The organism is Arthrobacter sp. FW306-06-A (assembly GCF_021870055.1).
Classification (GTDB): domain Bacteria; phylum Actinomycetota; class Actinomycetes; order Actinomycetales; family Micrococcaceae; genus Arthrobacter.
Genome location: NZ_CP084552.1, coordinates 587,462 through 605,758, shown reverse-complemented (window position 1 = coordinate 605,758; position 18,297 = coordinate 587,462). Strand labels below are relative to the sequence as shown.

Sequence of the window (18,297 nt, the reverse complement as noted above, 5' to 3'; positions counted from 1 at the left end):
ATGGCGCCGGAAATTCCGCCTTTCGGACGCGAGTGCGGCAGGGGCTGAAGATCCTTCGGCGTCAGGCGAGGGGTCCGACGGCGGATTCGGCCGCCCGGAGCACGTCCCCTGAGGCCACCAGCCGGTCAGCCGCTTCCAGTTCGGGGGACAGGAACCTGTCGGTCCCCGGTCCCTCCACCACTTCCCGGAGGGCGGCCACGACGGCGGCCCCTGCAGGTCCCGGCGTCAAGACCCCTCCTGACAGCTGGGTCCGGATGTCCAGGGCCCGGGCCGAGGTCACCAGTTCGATGGCCAGGACCCTGCGCAGGTTCTCCACCGCCTTCCGCAGTTTCCGTGCGGCGTGCCATCCCATGGACACGTGGTCCTCCTGCATGGCGGAGCTCGGGATCGAGTCCACGGATGCCGGAACAGCCAGCCGCTTGTTGTCCGAGACCAGGCCGGCCTGGGTGTACTGGGCGATCATGAGCCCGGAGTCCACCCCCGGATCCGCGGCGAGGAAGGCGGGCAGGCCGTGCGAGCGGGCGGGATCCAGCATCCGGTCCGTGCGGCGTTCTGCAATGGAGGACAAGTCTGCAACGGCGATGGCCAGGTAGTCCAGGACGTAGGCCACCGGTGCGCCGTGGAAGTTGCCGTTCGAGCTGACCCGGCCGTCGGGCAGCACCACCGGGTTGTCGATGGCTGCCGCCAGCTCGCGGGTGGCCACCAGCTCCGCGTGGTCCACGGTGTCACGCACAGCGCCGGCCACCTGCGGGGCGCAGCGCAGCGAGTAGGCGTCCTGCACCCGGGAGTCCCCCACCTTATGCGAGGCGACGATCGGCGAAGCCGAAAGCACGCGCAACATGTTGTCCGCGCTGGCCGCCTGGCCGGGATGCGGCCGGAGGGCGGCGTGCAGCTCGGGCAGGAACACCTGGTCGGTGCCCAGCAGCGCCTCAACGCTGAGCGCGGCGGTAATGTCCGCCGTCGACAGCAGGCGGCGGAGGTCCGCGATGGCCATCAAGAGCATGCCCAGCATGCCTTCGGTGCCGTTGACCAATGCCAGCCCCTCCTTTTCGGCGAGGGTGACCGGCTCGATGCCGTGCTCTGCCAGCAGCTCAGCGACCGGCCGCTCTCCCCGCCCGCCGTACGTGACGCCGTCGGGCCCTTCCGCTTCGCCTTCACCCATCAAGACCAGCGCACAGTGTGACAGCGGGGCGAGGTCGCCGGAGCAGCCCAGGGACCCGAACTCGCGGACGATGGGAGTGATGCCGGCGTTGAGGACGTCCACCATGTTCTGCAGGACCACCGGGCGGACACCGGTACGGCCGGAAGCGAGTGTCTTGGCGCGCAGGAACATGATGCTGCGGACCACCTCACGTTCCACCGCCGGGCCCATGCCTGCCGCGTGGCTGCGGATCAGGGACTTCTGCAGCTGGGTGCGCAATTCGTTGGGGATGTGCCGGTTGGCCAGGGCGCCGAACCCGGTGGAAATGCCGTAGGCGGGGATGTCACTGGAGGCGAGGTCATCGATATGGGCCCGGACCTTGGCGACGGTCGCCAAGGTTTCGGGTGCGATGGTTACCTTGGCGTCGTGGCGCGCGACGGCGAGCACATCCCCGGGCGTGACGCCCGCCGGGCCAAGGGTCACGGTGAGCGGTTCGTGGGTAGTCAGGGTCATGATTCCTACTTTTTGTGGGCTTATGGGGATCGATTGCTCCGTACCTGTCGTTTTCGGAGTCCATAACGACAGGTACGGAGCAATCGATGGGCTATTTGGTCACGGAAGGCTCTTGCATGGGGATGCGGACGCCGCGTTCCTTGGCGACGTCGAGGGCTCGCTCATAGCCGGCGTCGGCGTGGCGGATGACGCCCATGCCGGGGTCATTGGTGAGGAGGCGCTCAAGCTTCTGCGCGGCGAGGTCGGTGCCGTCGGCCACGGAGACCTGGCCGGCGTGGATGGAGCGGCCGATGCCTACGCCGCCGCCGTGGTGCAGGGACACCCAGGTGGCGCCGGAGGCGGTGTTGAGCAGGGCGTTCAGCAGCGGCCAGTCGGCGATGGCGTCCGAACCGTCCGCCATGGCCTCGGTCTCGCGGTACGGGGAGGCGACGGAACCCGAATCCAGGTGGTCGCGGCCGATCACGATGGGGGCCTTGACCTTGCCGTCCTTGACCAGCTGGTTGAAGAGCAGGCCGGCCTTGTGCCGTTCGCCATAGCCCAGCCAGCAGATGCGTGCCGGGAGTCCTTCGAACTCCACCCGCTCCTGGGCGGCGTCGATCCAGCGGTGCAGGTGCTTGTTTTCCGGGAAGAGTTCCTTGATAGCGTCGTCGGTGACGCGGATGTCTTCGGGGTCGCCGGAGAGGGCAACCCAGCGGAACGGGCCGAGCCCCTCGCAGAACAGCGGCCTGATGTAGGCCGGGACGAAGCCGGGGAACTCGAAGGCACGGTCGTAGCCGCCTTTGCGGGCTTCGTCGCGGATCGAGTTTCCGTAGTCAAAGACCTCGGCGCCGGCATCCTGGAACTCCACCATGGCCTGGACGTGCCTGGCCATCGATGCCTGGGCCTTCTTGGTGAAGCCTTCCGGATCGGCTTCAGCCTCGCGGTGCCATTCCGCAACTGAGATGCCCTCGGGCAGGTAGGACAGGGGGTCATGGGCGGAGGTCTGGTCGGTAACGATGTCCACCGTCAGTTCGCCGGCCTTGTGGCGGCGCAGGATCTCGGGGAAGACCTCGGCAGCGTTGCCAACATAGCCCACGGACCAGCCGCGGCGCTCCTCCTTGGCCTTGAGCACCTTGGTGATGGCGGCGTCGAGGTCTGTTTCCACCTCGTCCAGGTAGCGCTTGCCGGCGCGGCGGCGGAGGCGGGACTCGTCGACGTCGACAATCAGGCAGGCGCCCTCGTTCAGGGTGACGGCGAGCGACTGGGCCCCGCCCATGCCGCCGCAGCCGCCGGTGAGGGTCAGCGTGCCGGCAAGGGTACCGTTCCCGTCTCCGGTCAGCTTGCGGGCGATCGCCGCGAAGGTTTCGAAGGTGCCCTGCAGGATGCCTTGGGTGCCAATGTAGATCCAGGAGCCTGCGGTCATTTGGCCGTACATCATCAGGCCCTCTGCCTCGAGGCGGCGGAACTCGGGCCAGGTGGCCCAGTCGCCCACCAGGTTGGAGTTGGCCAGGAGCACGCGGGGGGCCCATTCATTGGTGCGGAAGACGCCGACGGGCTTGCCGGACTGGACCAGGAGGGTTTCGTCCTTTTCCATGGTTTCCAGGGTGCGGGTGATGGCGTCGAAGGCGGCCCACGAGCGAACGGCGCGACCTGTGCCGCCGTAGACCACCAGGTCATCGGGGCGTTCTGCCACTTCGGGATCCAGGTTGTTCATCAGCATGCGCAACGGCGCTTCAGTCTGCCAGGACTTTGCGGTGAGCTCGGTGCCGCGGGCTGCTTTGACCGGGCGGGCACCGGTGGTGAAATCGGCGGGTGCCATGGTGGGCTCCTTCGGGTGGTGTCTGTTGGAGGAAAAAAGTTCTGTATCAACTAAAGCCCCTGGAAGAGCACCGTCACAGGGCTTTTCACCCTGCGGTGTCCGGTATTCCAGACGACCCCGAAGGCTATTTGACGGGGCGTCCGTGGATCCGCGCGGAGAGCTCATCCGCAACCTTCTGGACGCGGGTGGCCAGCACCGGCCACTCCTCCGCTGGCAGCTTGTCCTCCAGGAAGGTCACGGCAACGGCGGCTGTTGGCCAGCCCAGGTGATCGGTAACCGCTGCGGCAATGGAGCCGAAGCCGGGTGTCACTTCGCCGTGCTCGGTGGCATACCCGCGCTGCCGGACGTGGTCCAGGTGCGACGACAAGGCCGAGTACTTCATGATCGCTCCCTCCACCTCATGGCGCGCACTGAAGGCCGCGGCGTTCGGATAGAGCGCACGCACCTGGGATTTGGGCAGCGCGGCCAGGATGGCGCGGCCGCTGGCGGTGAGGTGGCTGGGAAGGCGGACGCCGACGTCGGTCACCAGGGACGGGCGGTTCTTGGCACGCTCCTCCACGATGTAGAGCACGTCCCGCCCGTGCAGCACGGCAAGGTGCGCGCTCTCGCCAATAGCGTCCACGAGGCTCGCAAGCAGGGGCCGGCCAAGACGCGACAACGGCTCCTGTCGGGAATAGGCAGAACTGAGCTCGAAGGCGCTGATGCCCAACCCGTACCGCTGCTCCTCATGGAGATGCAGGACGAAGCCGTTGGCCTCCATCACCCCAAGCAGGTGGTAGACGCTCGACCGCGGCAGGTCCAGGCTGGACGCGATCTGCGACGCGGCCATGGGACCCCGCCGCGATGCCAGCAACTTGAGGATGCGCAGGGTATTTTCCGCGGCGGGAACTTTTGACGTTGCCTTGGCCGCGGCGCGCGGTGCTGGCGTTTCGGCGCTTCTTGCGTCGTCGCTTAGTGCAGTGCTCATGAGGTGGAAGGGTCCTTCTGGGTAGCTGTGTCCGGTATCCCGTACTTAAGCTTGCGCCCTCCCTCGGCCCTTTGAGGCCTGTACAGCCGGCGTTGCTGTCTGGAATTCCGGACAGTCGCCGCAGGGGTTTGTTCCGGCCTAGCCGCCGGACCTGGGTGCGAGGAGGATCTGTACTGCCTCAACCCGCTTGCCCATGCCCGTCGTGCCTGCCGTTCCGCCGTCGGCGACCCATGGCTGCCAGCCCGCATCCTGCACGTGGGCGCGATAGTAGATCCGGTAATGGATCGCCATCGCCCCGCTCAGCCTGATTTCAAAGGCCTCCAAACGCAGCCCCTGCCCTACGGTGCCGATGGGGTTGGCCGAGGACGTCCATGGCTGCCACCCGATGACCTGCACATGCCCCCGCCACTGGATGTCGCCGGAGTAGGCCGTGCTGGACACGTTGAGGCGCAACGCCTCCAACCGAAGGGCCTGACCAGTGGTCCCGGCGACGGTCCCATCCGAGACGTTGGGCATCCAGCCGAGGTTCTGGACGTGGGCGGCGTACACGGCGGTGAATGCCGGCGCGACCTTCGGAACCAGCTCGATCGTCACGGCCTCCATCCGAAGACCTTGGCCGACCGTGCCGGCCGTCGCGCCGTCGAGCGCGTACGGCTGCCATCCGACGTTCTGGACATGGGCGCGATACCTGATGCTGTACTGCGAGGCCAGATTCCCTGTCAGCCGCACTTCGAACGCTTCCAGGCGCAGACCGAGCCCGCTCGTTCCAACCGGGGATGCCGACGTCGTCCACGGCTGCCAGCCGATGTTCTGCACGTGCCCCCGCCACAGGATGTCACCCGACAGGCGGTCTCCTGCCACGGACAAACGCAATGCCTCCAGCGGCAGTGCCCGGCCGGTCGTTCCTGCGGTAGCGCCGTCCGAGATGCTCGCCTGCCAGCCGATCGTCGCAACGTGGGCCTGGTAGACCCCGATGCACGTCATGTCGTGATCGTAGGTCCCGTCGGTCCATTGCGCGAGGTGGACTGTGCCACCGGAGAAGCTGGGGTTCACGCAGAGGTCCGATGCTTCACTTGGGAAGTCGAGACGGCCCGCCGGTGACCAGACGGGCTCGTCGGGAAGCTGCCACGAACCTGTGATGGCCTCCCAGGCGCTCGCATAGGAGTAGATCCCGTGCGGGTACCCGGCATCGGCCAGCGCGGCCAGGAGCCCGGAGACGACGTACCGGTTCTCCTGCCGCTGGGCTGCGGTGGAGCTGGGCCAAGGCTGTTGCGGACGGGGCTCGACGTCTACCCAGATCCGCTCCGGCCGCCATCCCACTTCCGCGAGGGACGCGAGAGCCGCGCGGCCCTCGGCGTATCCGACGTTGTACAGCCGGTCCGGCCTGGTGTTTGCAGGCAGGGGGCCATCGTCGCCGTAGGTGTCGTATTGCTCGGGGGTCGGGAACGTACCCATGGCGTAGGCCTGGGCCCGGACACCGTGGTCGCGCACCCACTGGTACTGGCCGTCCAGGCAGGGGTTTTCAGTGAACGCGAGTCCCCTGGTCAGCCCCACGACCACGAACCCGGTGTCCTCCGGAGGCATCGGAAGACCGCCGGGACACTGGGGCCACGAAACGTCATGTCCATAGTCCACTGCCCGGGAGGGTATAGCGAGCAGCACGCTGAGTCCGAGTACCACTAACACCGCCAGGAACCGGGCCATAGGTGCCCGGGAGCGGCGGCCAGGTCGAAGAACACCAAGGCCGGCCATCATGGCCCCCTACTCGAAGGATGACCAAATTATCCCACCCGGTCATGCTCGCCGCCAGCCGGGAGTGCAGCACTGGCCCGTTGCCCCCAGTTTCCAAAACCGGGTTCCCGGAACTCCTTGCGCGAGAGGCCCCAAGCGGATCCTGCGGCCAGTCTGGAACCGAAGACACCAACCCAGCGTGAACCTCATCACGGCAGGGCCGAAAATGGTCTGCTGGTTACCGGCTCCCCTCCCAAAGACGAGAAGGTAACTCTGTGCAACCCATCCCAACCCGGACCGACAGTCCTCTGGAAAAGCAAAAGCCGGCAGCCGTCGTCGGACAAGCCCTTAACCGTGGCCTGAATGTGCGGCACATCCGCTTCATGGCCCTCGGCTCGGCAATCGGCACCGGCCTCTTCTACGGCTCAGCCTCGGCTATCCAGAAAGCCGGTCCGGCAGTGCTGCTGGCCTACATCATCGGCGGCGCAGCCGTGTTCATGGTGATGCGCGCACTCGGCGAAATGGCGGTGCGGCATCCGGTCTCCGGCTCCTTCAGCCAGTATGCGAGCCGTTACCTGGGCCCCCTTGCCGGCTTCATCACCGGCTGGACGTACGTTTTCGAGATGGCGATCGTCGCCATCGCCGACGTCACCGCCTTCAGCATCTACCTGGGTTTTTGGTTCCCGCAGGTGGACCGCTGGATCTGGATCCTGGCCGTCATCTGCTTCCTGGCGGCACTGAACCTGCTCAGCGTGAAGGTCTTCGGCGAGCTCGAGTTCTGGTTCTCGCTAATCAAGGTCGCTGCAATTATCGCCATGATTGCCGGCGGCGCCGCGATCATCGTTTTCGGCTTCCAGACCGCCGATTCCCCGGTCGCCCCAGGCCTGGGCAACCTGGTTGGGCACGGCGGCCTGTTCCCCAACGGCTTCGAGGGCCTCCTGGCATCCTTCGCCGTGGTGATGTTCGCCTTTGGCGGCGTTGAGACGCTGGGCATCACTGCGGGCGAGGCTGCCGATCCGAAGTCGGTCATCCCGAAGGCGGTCAACACCGTCCCCGTTCGCGTGCTGCTGTTCTACGTACTCACCCTGGGCGTACTCATGAGCCTCTTCTCATGGGACCAGGTGGGCACCAGCGGCAGCCCGTTCGTTCAAATCTTCAGCAGCCTGGGCGTCCCGGCTGCACCGCACATCCTCAACGCGGTGGTCATCACAGCCGCCCTCTCGGCCATCAACAGCGACATCTTCGGCGCCGGACGCATCCTCTTCGGACTCTCCAACCAGGGCCACGCGCCCGCCGCCTTCGGCAAGGTCTCCCGACACGGCGTCCCCTGGATGACAGTGGTCATGATGACAGGCATCCTGCTGGTGGGCGTGGTCCTCAACGCCGTCATTCCGGAAGACGTATTCCTGGTGATTGCCTCGATCGCCACCTTCGCCACGGTCTGGGTATGGGTGATGATCCTGGCGTCCCACGTGGCCATGAAGCGGGAAATCGCGCGGAAGGGCCTGCCCGCGTCGGAATTCCCGTCACCGTGGTGGCCTGCCGCTTCCGCGCTCACCATCGCCTTCATGGTGCTGGTGATCGCCGTCCTGGGCGCTTTCGAGGACACCCGGATCGCCCTCTATGTCGGCGCGGTGTGGCTGGGGCTGCTGGTCCTGGCTTACCGCCTGTGGGTCAAGGGTGACGGACGACGCCGGGCCTACCTTGAGGACGAAACGTCGCCTCTGCCGGTGGTCTCCCCCTAGGCGGCGGCCTTGGGGAACACTCCTGCTCCGGCGAGGCCGGAGCGGGGAGCCGTCTCCACCTTGGCGCAGATCCAGCGGCCCAACTCCGTGGCTGCACGGGGGTCGATGGACGTGGAGTAGCCTGCCCGCTCCAACATCCAGGCCAAGTCCTCGGTGGAAACATTCCCGGCCGCGCCGGGCGCGAAGGGGCAACCGCCCAGGCCTCCCACGGCACTGTCAAAGACGCTGACCCCGGCAGCCATGGCCGCATAGGTATTCGCCAAAGCAGTGTGGCGCGTCTCGTGCAGGTGGGCGCGGAGCGGCACGTCCGTTTCCGATGCCAGGGCGGCAAAAACCCCGCCCACCTGCCAGGGGACGGCGCAGCCGATGGTGTCTGCTAGGGCAACTTCGGCCAACTGCGCCCTTTGAAGTGCGCTTCGAACGACGGAAAGAGCCTGTTCCCCGGGCACGTCGCCCTGGTAGGGGCAGCCAAAGGCGACGGCGGCCGTGACGGTGAGCGGGATGGCCGAAGCGGCAGCAATTCCGGACACTTCCTCAAGGGCACCGAGGGCGGCGGCCACCGTGGTGTTCTGGTTGGCCGCCGCGAAGGCATCCGTTACGGGCAGGACGTAGTTGATCTCGTCCACCCCTGCATCCACCGCCCTGTACGCGCCCCGGGTGTTCAATACGAGGCCGATGTAGCTGGCTCCCGCATCCCGCGGCACCCCGGCCATGACGGCGTCGGCGTCAGCCATCTGCGGAACCTTTTTGGGATTCACGAAGCTCACTGCCTCGATCCGCCTGGCCCCCAGGGCGATCAGCTCGTTGATCAGGCGCAGCTTGTCGTGGGTACTGACGGGAACCTTTTCATTCTGCAGCCCGTCCCGGGGACTGACATCCACGATGGAGACTGCGCCCCTGGACTTATCGCTTCCCGCAATTCCGTTCATCAGATCGCACCTTCATCCTTGGCATCCTGCAGTTCTTCGGCGCTGAGCTTGAGTAGGCCCGCGTAGACGTCGCTGTTGTGCGAACCGGGCGCCAGAGGCCCGTTCCATGCGATGCCGCCACTGGTCCGGGACAGCTTGGGGATGATGCCCGGCTGGACCACCGTCCCCAACTGTTCATCCGCAACGTCCACCAGCATCCCGCGCGCCCGCAGCTGGGGGTCCTCGAAAATGTCCTCGATGGTGCTGACGGTGCTGTTGGGAACAGAATGCCGGTCAAGGCAAGCCACCAGGTCGCCATGGCTAAACCCTGCAGCCCATTCGGCAATAAGCTGTTCCAACTCGTCCTGGTTGGCCCCGCGGGAAGCGTGGTTGCTGTAGAGGGGGTCGGAAGCCAGCTCCGGGGCGCCCATCGCGGCAGCCAGCCGCACGAACACCGAGTCCTGGTTGGCAGCGATCACCACCCACTTTCCGTCGCTGGAGCGGAAAATATTCGACGGCGCTATCCCCTTCAGTCCGGAACCGCTGGGGCCCGGCACAACGCCCGCAGCCGCGTAATCGGGCACGGCACTTTCCAAAAGGGAGAAGCAAGCCTCTACGAGGGACACGTCCACAACCTGCCCCGTCCCTCCCTTGGCATCCCGCCAGTACAGAGCCAACAGGATTCCCTGCAGCGCGTAGAGCGACGCCAAGCTGTCCCCCAAAGAGATGCCTGTCCGTGGCGGGGCCTGGTCCGGGTATCCGTTGAGGTGGCGCAGGCCGCCTCGCGCTTCGGCCACGGAAGCGTAGCCCGGCTTGTCCGCATCAGGCCCGGTCTGGCCATAGCCGGAGACCCTGGCGATCACCAGGCCGGGGTTGCGCTGCCAGAGCACTTCGGGGGAAAGGCCAAGTTTTTCGAGCGTTCCCGGGCGGAAATTCTCAAGGATGACATCGGCTTCCTTGCAGAGTTCCAGGAACAGGTCCCGCCCGCGAGGCGACTTGAGGTCCAACGTCACGCACTTCTTCCCCCTGGACTGGACTGACCACCAGAGGGTGTGGCCCTCGATCCGTGCCCGGCCCCATTCGCGCATGGGATCGGGACGGTCGGGAGACTCAATCTTGATGACCTCCGCACCGAAATCGGCCAGCTGCCGTCCCGCAAACGGGCCCGCGATGAGGGATCCGAGCTCCAACACACGCACACCGGCCAACGGGCCGCCGACCGCACCTGCGGCGGCAGCGGGATCAGGGGTAACGCCGGACATAGCGGCAACGGGCCGGGTTCCGGTCCGGGGCGCAGCTCCAGAATCCGGGTTCTGAGCACCGCGCATTTCCCCAGCGGGTGCGGATTGTGAAATTTCCACCATCTTTGGAACTCCTGTTCTGCCGGCACCCGGGCCGGGCCGCGTTGCCCGGGTTGCCCGGCCTGCCGCGGGATCGCGAAGCATCGTTGGCACGACGACAATTCATATTGTGGACTGAAATCCACGATGTGGATAGAGGGAGGCGGAAAACAGCTACTGCGGGATGGTGCCTCCGATGACCCTGGTGGACTCCTCGGCCGCAGCCAGGACCTGTTCCACCCAGGACGCGCAAACGTCATAGGGCATCCTCAAGGCGGGCCCCATCACCGTAAGTGCCCCAAAAAGTTCGCCTTGGGGTCCGAAGATAGGCGCCGAAATGCCACTGGCACCGGACACCCGCTCACCGGTGGTGATGGCGAAACCATCTGCGCGGGCTTTGGCCACCGCCTCCTCCAGGCTCGCGGCATCGGTGATTGTCTGGTTGGTGAGGGATTTCAGGCCCGACCGGTACACGCGCTCCGCGACCTCCGGATTCCAGGCGAGGAGGACGCGCCCTGCCGCGCCGACGTGCAGCGGCATGATTTCACCCACGCTCACCACGCGCCGGAGCATGCGACGGGTCTCGGCCAAAGCGATGCACACCCGCTTCCCTTGGGACTCGCGAAAAATGCACGCTGTCTCGCCCAAGTCATCACGCAGCCTGCGCAGCACCGGGGTCAGCAGCTCCAGGAAATCCAGCCCCTGGGTTGCCGGCGCCGCCCAATGGGCCATGCGAACCCCCACCCGGTACCGGTCCCCGTGCCGGTCCAGGATTCCCTCCTGCACCATGTTCGCCACCAACCGCTGCACCGTGGAGTGCGGCACGCCGGTACTGGAACGGATCTCGGCCAGCGACAGCTCGGGCCGGGCGAGGGAGAAAGCATCAAGGATGGCGGTGATCTTCCGAAGGACCAACAAGGGGGTGGCCGAGGTTTCGCTGGAGCTCATGGGGAAAGTGTATGAGTCGCGGAGGCGTTGAGTGTGACGGAAGTAACTGTTAGCATCAGGTCCACATCATGATGGAGAACCCACGATGTGGCAGGAAATCAACCTGCATTGAGCAAGAACACCGGAGTCCGCAAGCGGTTCTCCGTACGCGGACCGATAAACCACTTTCGTGCCGCAGACGCGAACCAACAGGGGGAACAAGCGGCCGGAGCCGGCCGGGAAGAGGCAAAGATGCCAGCTGCACAGCCAGGCACGTCCGGATATGCGGTGGAGCTCACCGGGTGCACTAAACAATTTCCAACGTCCGGAGGCGAGACCTACTTCGCCGTGCGGGACATCGACCTGAAAGTCGAGCCCGGCCGCTTCGTCTCGATTGTTGGCCCTACGGGATCCGGCAAGTCCACCATCCTCAACATGGCGGCCGGCCTGCTGACACCCAGCTTTGGGGAAGTCAGGAGCTTCGGGGAACCCGTGACCGGCGTGAACCGCCGGGCGTCCTACATGTTCCAGCAGGACGCCCTGCTGCCGTGGAAAACCGTAATCGACAATGTCAGCCTCGGATTGACTATGGCCGGTGTCTCCAAGGCGGAGGCCCACGCGGAGTCCCGGCGCTGGCTGGAAAAAGTGGGCCTCAAGAATTTTGCGGACCGCTACCCGCACCAGCTCAGCGGCGGCATGCGCAAACGCACAGCCATAGCCCAGGCCTGGATCGTGAACCCGGACATCCTCCTGATGGACGAGCCCTTCTCTGCCCTGGACGTCCAGACCCGCCAAATCATGGAGAACGAACTTCTGCAGCTTTGGCAGGAATCCGGCAAGGCAGTGGTATTCATTACCCACGACCTCGACGAAGCGATCGCGCTGTCCGATGAAGTGCTCATCCTTGGAGCAGGCCCCGGAAGCACTGTGGTGGGAAGCTACGACATCGACATTCCCCGCCCGCGCGATCTGCTGGACATTCGGGACGACCCCCGCTTCGTGGCCCTGCACCGGGAAATCTGGGGCCGGCTGAAAGTCGAAGTCTCAAAGACCTACGAAAGTGCGCTCGCCGAGGAAGGTGAGGCCGCGTGACAATCCTCGGCTCAAGGAAAACAGGTTCAAGGAAGAACGGTTCCTTTGCGGCACAGGACCGACACACCGGCAACCGCCAGCCACGTCGAGGTGAGATGTCGGCGCTGGCCATGCGGAGCATCCAACTCCTCCTCACGGTCCTCGTGCTGGGAGCGTGGGAGGTCCTGGGCCGGGCCGGGGTGATTGATGAATTCTTCTTCCCCCTTCCCTCCGACATCTTCCAGACCGTGTGGCTCTGGGTGTCATCAGGGTTTGTGTTCCCCCATCTTTGGGTGACCATGCAGGAGGCCATCCTCGCCTTCCTGGTGGGGGCCGCCGTCGGACTCCTCCTGGGTTTCATCCTTGCCCGGGTCCGTTTCCTGGAACGGTTGCTGGACCCGTTCCTCCAGATGTTCAATGCGCTCCCGCGCGTGGTCCTCGCTCCGATCTTCCTCCTCTGGTTCGGACTGGGTATCTGGTCGAAGGTGGCGTTCGGCTTCACCCTGGTGTTCTTCATCGTCTTCTTCAACACCTTGGAAGGCGTCAAGAGCGTCGACCGGGTCCTGGTGGACAACGCCAAAATGCTGGGGGCCAGCGAAAAGCAGCTCCTGCGCCATGTCTTCATTCCCAGTGCCCTCACGTGGATCTTCTCCAGCCTGCACATCAGCGTGGGCTTCGCCATCACCGGCGCAGTGGTGGGTGAGTACCTGGGCGCCTCAGGTGGCATGGGCTACGCCATTGCCCAGGCCCAGGGCGTCTTCGAAACCAAGGGCGTCTTCGCCGGGATGTTCATCCTCATGATTGTGGTCCTCATCATCGACCTCCTCGTCAACCGCCTGGAGCGGCACCTCCTCAGATGGCGCCCTGTCCGGTCCTCCTGACCAGGTGCCACAGCCCAAAGCCGCCTACCAGCGCCAACTTTCCGTAACCGCCTGAAAGGGATACCCATGACAGACAAATCAACCCGGCGCCGTGGCCGGGTCCTCCTCCGGCCGCTGACCCTGATTGCTGCAGTTGCCCTGGCACTCTCGGCCTGTGGTGCCCCCGCCGCAGCCCCTCCCGGCCAGAGCGGATCAGCCGCGGCCGGCGGAGGCGGCGGGGGCGGCAAGGTGGTTATCGGCGTGGGCGGCCAGACCCTCCTGACCTACCTTCCGACGACGCTGGCCCAGCAGCTTGGGTACTACAAGGATGAAGGCGTGGACGTCGAACTCCAGGACCTCCAAGGCGGCTCGAAGGCCCTGACCGCCATGGTTGGTGGCAGCACCAATGTGACCAGCGGCTACTACGAGCACACCATCCAGATGCAGGCCAAGAACCAGCAGATCAAGGCCTTCGTGGACATGGGCCAGTCTTCCGGCCTTGCCCTGCTGGTGGCGCCGAAGAACGAAGGCCAGATCAAGACAATTGCCGATCTCAAAGGCAAGAACGTGGGGGTGACGGCGCCGGGCTCCTCCACGGACATGTTCGTGAAGTTCCTGCTGGCCAAGAACAACATGCAGCAGTCCGATGCAGCGGTGTCCGCCATCGGCGCGGGATCTTCCGCCGTTGCCGCTGTTGAGCAGGGCCAGGTTGACGCAGCCGTAATGCTCGAACCGGACGTATCGGTCCTCACCAAGCGCATTGGCCACAATCCTGTAGTCCTGGAGGACGTCCGCACGGCCGAGGGGCTGAAGGAAGTGTTCTCCACTGATTCCTGGCCTTCCGCCTGCCTTTACGCCAAGACGGACTGGCTGAACCAGAACAAGGACACGGCCGCCAAGCTGGCCAAGGCCATCAAGCGCACCCTTGAGTACATCAACGGTCACTCCGGTGCCGAAATCGCGGCCAAGATGCCGGAAAGCTTCGCCGGCGGCGACAAGGATCTCTACGCGAAAGTCATCGACGACCTCAAGAAGACCCTGAGCAAGGACGGTACGTTCACCGAAGACGGCGTCCAGGCTGTCCTGAAAACCCAGCAGGTAGCCAACCCGGACGTGGGAAACAAGGACATCAAGCTTGCCGATACGTACACCAACGACCTCGTGAAGTAGCTGCTGCCGACGGCAGCGAACCACGCCCGGGGAGCAGCTTAAAAACGAAAGGTGCCCGGTCCCCCAAAGGGGCCGGGCACCTCGCCGTTTCTGTCCTAGGCGGAAGCAGCGGCGGAGCTGACCGCCTGGCCCAGCGACGTCGTCGGGCGCCCGATCAGCCGACGCAGGTCGCCGGTGCTGACCAGGAGATCGCCGCGCGCGATGCCAAGGTCGGAATCCGCAAGGATTTCAGCGAAAGCCTCCGGTACGCCAACACCAGTGAGCACGCCAACGTATTCCTCCGCGGGCAGGTCGTTGTACTTAATGGCCTTTCCGGTTGCGGCGCTGATCTCCGCCGCCAGGTCCGCCATGCTGAAAGCGTCATCGCCGCCCAGTTCGTAAACCTTGCCGGCCTGGGCGTCGGCCACCAGGACTGCAGCGGCCGCGTGCGCGTAGTCCACCCTGGCGGCCCCGCTGACCTTGCCCTCGCCGGCACTGCCCGCGAGAGCGCCCTGGGCAAGGGTTCCGGGCAGCTGCTCCGTGTAGTTCTCCAGGTACCAGCCGTTGCGCAGCAGCACGAAGGGCACTCCGGATTCGCGCAGCAGCGCCTCGGTTGCCTTGTGTTCATCGGCCAGCTTCATGGCCGTGGTGTCCGCGTTGGCGATGCTGGTGTAGGCCAGCAACTCCACGCCCTCCGCCTTGGCGGCTTCAATGACAGTCCGGTGCTGCTGGACCCGCTGTCCCACTTCGCTGCCGGAAATGAGCAGCACGCGCCGCGCACCCTTGAGGGCGGCTGCGACCGAGCCTGCATCGGCGTAGTCCATGGGCTTGACCTGCAACCCGCGCCCGGCGAAGTCCGCGAGCTTGTCCACCGAACGGCCGGCCGCCACGATTTCCTCCGCAGGTACTCCCCGCTCCAGGAGGGCTTCCAGAACGTGCCGGCCCAACTGTCCAGTGGCGCCTGTAACAACAATGCTCACGATGATTCCTTTCGGGATTTTGCTCTGTCGAAGAGCACAACCGCCGCCCGCGGACAAAACTTCCCAAAAGGGAGTACGCACTTCTAAGTAAGGTACTGACCTTTAGGTAAGCTACCGGTATGAAAGCAGCTCCCCTGCCCTTGGCGTTTGACGACGGCGTGTTCCCGGCAGGGTGCCCCAGCCGTGTGGTGCTGGACCACATCACCAGCAAATGGGGTGTCCTGATCCTGCTTGCGCTGTCCGAGGGCGAACAGCGCTGGAGCGATCTGCGACGCCGGGCCGAGGGCATCAGCGAGAAGATGCTGGCACAGACGTTGAAGACACTCGAGCGTGACGGCCTGGTGAGCAGGAACGCGCAGCCCGTCATTCCGCCGAGGGTGGACTACAGCCTCACCGAGCGGGGCTACGAGTTGAGCGCGCTCCTGGTACCACTGGTGGCGTGGGCATTCGAGAACGCGGAGGAGATCGTCAACGGGACCGGAGCGGGCAAGTAGCGGGTCTTCGAAACGCGAGTACCTGTTACTGGTGTGACTGGTGTGAATAGCACCTAGCGTAGGAGTACGGTGGCGGCCGGAATGGGAGGACCATCCTCTGCTGGGAGCGTTCCGCCGACCAGCACCGTTAGCAGGCGGCGGGCTGCCGCTTGAAGGAGTTGGTCACGTGGCCAAGGACTATGCGCAGGATCTTTCGGAGATGGGACAGCCCGTCAGCCTCGGCACTGTCCTCGCGGCAGCCTGGGGCCGGACGGTGGCGGCCCTCGGACCCCGTTGCCCTTACCGGGTTGGGGACACGGTGATAGGCGACGACCCCTTCAGCGGCAGGCGCGAAGGGGTCGTCGTATGGCAGGACCGCCGGTCGGTGGGAGTCAAGACGCCGTACGGTGTCTTCTTTTTCGACCACCGGATGGTCAAGCCCCTGGACTAGGGTGCCAGGGGGCCTGCGCTAGCGTGCGGACCAGCCGCCGTCCATCGTGTAGCTGGCGCCGGTGACCATGCCGGCGTCGTTCGACGCCAGCCACGCCACCAGGGAGGCCACCTCTTCCGGTTCCACCAGGCGCTTGATGGCGGATTCGGTGAGCATCACCTTGGACAGCACCTCGGATTCGGGGATGCCGTGCACCTGGGCCTGGTCCGCCAATTGTTTCTCCACCAGCGGTGTGCGCACATATCCGGGGTTGATGCAGTTGGAGGTGACTCCGTGCGGGCCGCCCTCCAGCGCCGTCACCTTGCTCAGCCCCTCCAGGCCGTGCTTGGCGGAGACGTACGCGCTCTTGAACGGGGAGGCACGGATGCCGTGCACCGAAGACACATTGATGATGCGGCCGAAGTTGTTGGCATACATATGCGGCAAGGCTGCCCGGATCAGCAGGAACGGCGCCTCCAGCATCAAAGTAACGATCCGGCGGAAGTCCGCGGGATCGAACTCCTGGATGGGGTTGATGCGCTGGATTCCGGCATTGTTGACCAGGATGTCGCAGTCCAGGCTCAGGGTGGCCAGTGCGTCTGTGTCCAGCAGGTCAACGCCCCATGCGCTGCCGCCCACCTCGTCCGCGAGCGCCTCGGCAGCGGCGGCATCGACGTCGGCCACCACCACTTTCGCGCCGCGCGCCGAGAGTGCGCGCACGCAGGCGGCACCGATTCCACTGGCACCACCGGTGACCAGGGCCTTGCGTCCATTCAGCGTGTTGTCCATTCCAGTTCTCCTTTATATGCCCTCACGATTCGTACGCCCCGCACGGTTGAGCGGGTTTCAGTCAGCGTGCGGCGGTCAGCAGCCCTTCGCGGGCAGCATCTTCCTTGTCAACGTCCTCCAGCGCAACACCCTTGGTCTCCTTCAGGCTCAGCACGGCCACTGCGGTGATGACGCAGGCGACCACCAGGTAGATGGCGGTGGGCAGCCAGGACCCGGTGTCCTTGAGCCACTGGGTGGCCAGCAGCGGCGCCAATGACCCGGCAAAGATGGACGTGACCTGCGAGCCCAGGGAGGCACCGGAGTACCGCATGCGGGTGGGGAACATTTCGGCCATGATGGCTGGCTGCCCGGCGTACATGAGGCCGTGCAGGATGAGGCCGATGGTCACGGCCAGGACGATCACCACGGCGTTGCGGGTATCGAACATGGGGAACGCGAAGAACGGCCAGGTGGCTCCGAGGACGGCGCCGGCCAGGTAGACGGGCTTGCGGCCGATCCGGTCCGCCAGGCGGCCGTACTGCGGAATGATGGCGAAGTGGATGATGTGCGCGATCAGCAGCGCCAGCAGCAGCGATGAGGTGTCGTACTTGTGCACGCTCTTGAGGTAGACAATCGAGAAGCTGACCACCAGGTAGTACATGATGTTTTCCGCGAACCGCAGGCCCATGGCCTGGAAGATGCCCTTGGGGTACTTACGGAGCACTTCGAACACGCCGTAGCTGACGGCCTGTTCCTTTTCGACCAACTCCTTGGCCTCGAGGAAGATGCGCGACTCGCTGACGTTGGTGCGGATGTAGTAGCCCACGAAGACGATTACGGCGGAGAGCCAGAAGGCCACGCGCCAGCCCCAGCCGAGGAAGGCCTCGCTGCTGAGGGTGGTGGACATGATATAGAGCACCAGGGTGGCCAGCAGGTTGCCCACCGGGACGGCGGCCTGCGGCCAGCTGGACCAGAAGGCGCGGGTCTTGTTCGGGCTCTGTTCGGCCACGAGGAGGACTGCTCCGCCCCATTCGCCGCCCAGCGCGAAGCCCTGGATAAAGCGCAGGGCCACCAGCAGCGCCGGAGCCAGGTATCCGATGTCGGCGAAACCGGGGAGGCAGCCCATCAGGAACGTGGACACGCCGATGATGACGATGGTCAGCTGCAGGGTGGGCTTGCGGCCCAGCTTGTCGCCAATCTGGCCGAACACGATGCCGCCCAGCGGGCGGGCGATGAAGCCCACGGCATAGGTCAGGAAGGCCTGGATGATTCCGTCCAGGTCATTCCCCGTGGCGGGAAAGAAGTACTTGCCGAATACCAGGGTGGCGGCAGTGGCGTACAGGAAGAACTCGTACCATTCCACCACCGTGCCCACCATTGATGCGGCAACAACCCTCTTCAGTCCCGATTCCTTGGGTGCATGCCCGGCGTCGATTGCCCGGCCTTGCTCAATGCTCATGGTTCTCCTCAGTGTCCACATTGACACGCGCTGTGAT

At 65.3% G+C, this 18,297-nt stretch carries 16 protein-coding genes; 6 read left to right on the top strand and 10 right to left on the bottom strand.

Going from position 1 to position 18,297, the window contains the following annotated elements:
* Positions 1-61: 61 nt before the first annotated feature.
* The 4 genes from hutH to LFT49_RS02970 all read right to left on the bottom strand — a co-directional run bounded on the left by hutH (position 62) and on the right by LFT49_RS02970 (position 6,003).
* Positions 62-1,654, bottom strand: coding sequence for a histidine ammonia-lyase (gene hutH, locus LFT49_RS02985; protein WP_237429706.1), 1,593 nt, complete (start codon positions 1,652-1,654; stop codon positions 62-64).
* A gap of 91 nt (positions 1,655-1,745) precedes the next feature.
* Positions 1,746-3,452: a urocanate hydratase gene (locus tag LFT49_RS02980; RefSeq protein ID WP_237429705.1), complete on the bottom strand. Its 1,707-nt coding sequence runs from the start codon at positions 3,450-3,452 to the stop codon at positions 1,746-1,748.
* A gap of 124 nt (positions 3,453-3,576) precedes the next feature.
* Complete coding sequence (locus tag LFT49_RS02975) at positions 3,577-4,419, bottom strand: IclR family transcriptional regulator (protein ID WP_237429704.1); 843 nt, start codon at positions 4,417-4,419, stop codon at positions 3,577-3,579.
* 138 nt (positions 4,420-4,557) lie between these two features.
* Positions 4,558-6,003 carry a hypothetical protein gene (locus LFT49_RS02970; RefSeq protein WP_237429703.1) on the bottom strand — a complete coding sequence of 482 codons (1,446 nt, stop codon included), beginning with the start codon at positions 6,001-6,003 and terminating at the stop codon, positions 4,558-4,560.
* 431 nt (positions 6,004-6,434) lie between these two features.
* On the opposite strand from LFT49_RS02970, the gene LFT49_RS02965 reads away from it, so the two are divergent.
* Positions 6,435-7,895, top strand: coding sequence for an amino acid permease (locus tag LFT49_RS02965; protein WP_442863737.1), 1,461 nt, complete (start codon positions 6,435-6,437; stop codon positions 7,893-7,895).
* On the opposite strand, the gene LFT49_RS02960 is transcribed toward LFT49_RS02965, so the two are convergent.
* The 3 genes from LFT49_RS02960 to LFT49_RS02950 form a co-directional block, all read right to left on the bottom strand.
* On the bottom strand, positions 7,892-8,824 hold the full coding sequence (locus LFT49_RS02960; RefSeq protein WP_236821151.1) for a hydroxymethylglutaryl-CoA lyase: 933 nt from the start codon (positions 8,822-8,824) through the stop codon (positions 7,892-7,894). The two genes, LFT49_RS02965 and LFT49_RS02960, sit on opposite strands and share 4 nt — an antisense overlap.
* Positions 8,824-10,065: a CaiB/BaiF CoA transferase family protein gene (locus LFT49_RS02955; RefSeq protein ID WP_236821150.1), complete on the bottom strand. Its 1,242-nt coding sequence runs from the start codon at positions 10,063-10,065 to the stop codon at positions 8,824-8,826. The genes LFT49_RS02960 and LFT49_RS02955 overlap by 1 nt, the downstream gene beginning before the upstream one ends.
* Before the next feature lie 252 nt (positions 10,066-10,317).
* On the bottom strand, positions 10,318-11,091 hold the full coding sequence (locus LFT49_RS02950; RefSeq protein WP_236821149.1) for an IclR family transcriptional regulator: 774 nt from the start codon (positions 11,089-11,091) through the stop codon (positions 10,318-10,320).
* Positions 11,092-11,322: 231 nt separating this feature from the next.
* Between LFT49_RS02950 and LFT49_RS02945 the strand changes: the two genes are divergently transcribed.
* From LFT49_RS02945 to LFT49_RS02935, 3 genes are all read left to right on the top strand, one after another.
* Positions 11,323-12,162 (top strand): ABC transporter ATP-binding protein, encoded by an 840-nt coding sequence (locus LFT49_RS02945; RefSeq protein ID WP_236821148.1) that lies wholly within the window; start codon positions 11,323-11,325, stop codon positions 12,160-12,162.
* A complete protein-coding gene (locus LFT49_RS02940; protein WP_237429702.1) occupies positions 12,159-13,022 on the top strand; it encodes an ABC transporter permease in 864 nt (287 codons plus the stop codon). The genes LFT49_RS02945 and LFT49_RS02940 overlap by 4 nt, the downstream gene beginning before the upstream one ends.
* Before the next feature lie 66 nt (positions 13,023-13,088).
* On the top strand, positions 13,089-14,171 hold the full coding sequence (locus LFT49_RS02935) for an ABC transporter substrate-binding protein (RefSeq protein ID WP_236800828.1): 1,083 nt from the start codon (positions 13,089-13,091) through the stop codon (positions 14,169-14,171).
* Between the two features lie 95 nt (positions 14,172-14,266).
* Here the strand turns inward: LFT49_RS02935 and LFT49_RS02930 are convergent, their stop codons facing one another.
* On the bottom strand, positions 14,267-15,130 hold the full coding sequence (locus LFT49_RS02930; RefSeq protein WP_236821146.1) for an SDR family oxidoreductase: 864 nt from the start codon (positions 15,128-15,130) through the stop codon (positions 14,267-14,269).
* A 119-nt stretch (positions 15,131-15,249) separates the two neighbouring features.
* Here LFT49_RS02930 and LFT49_RS02925 point away from each other — a divergent pair, with 119 nt between their 5' ends.
* Both LFT49_RS02925 and LFT49_RS02920 read left to right on the top strand, forming a co-directional pair.
* Entirely contained in the window at positions 15,250-15,624 is a 375-nt protein-coding gene (locus tag LFT49_RS02925; protein WP_236800826.1) for a winged helix-turn-helix transcriptional regulator, read from the top strand.
* Positions 15,625-15,790: 166 nt separating this feature from the next.
* Positions 15,791-16,054 carry a hypothetical protein gene (locus LFT49_RS02920; protein WP_236800825.1) on the top strand — a complete coding sequence of 88 codons (264 nt, stop codon included), beginning with the start codon at positions 15,791-15,793 and terminating at the stop codon, positions 16,052-16,054.
* Positions 16,055-16,072: 18 nt separating this feature from the next.
* Here LFT49_RS02920 and LFT49_RS02915 read toward each other — a convergent pair whose 3' ends face one another.
* Together LFT49_RS02915 and LFT49_RS02910 are read right to left on the bottom strand one after the other, a co-directional pair.
* Entirely contained in the window at positions 16,073-16,822 is a 750-nt protein-coding gene (locus LFT49_RS02915) for a 3-hydroxybutyrate dehydrogenase (protein WP_236821145.1), read from the bottom strand.
* 61 nt (positions 16,823-16,883) lie between these two features.
* Positions 16,884-18,260, bottom strand: a complete 1,377-nt coding sequence (locus tag LFT49_RS02910; RefSeq protein ID WP_236821144.1) for an MFS transporter — start codon at positions 18,258-18,260, stop codon at positions 16,884-16,886.
* Between the last annotated feature and the right edge of the window lie 37 nt (positions 18,261-18,297).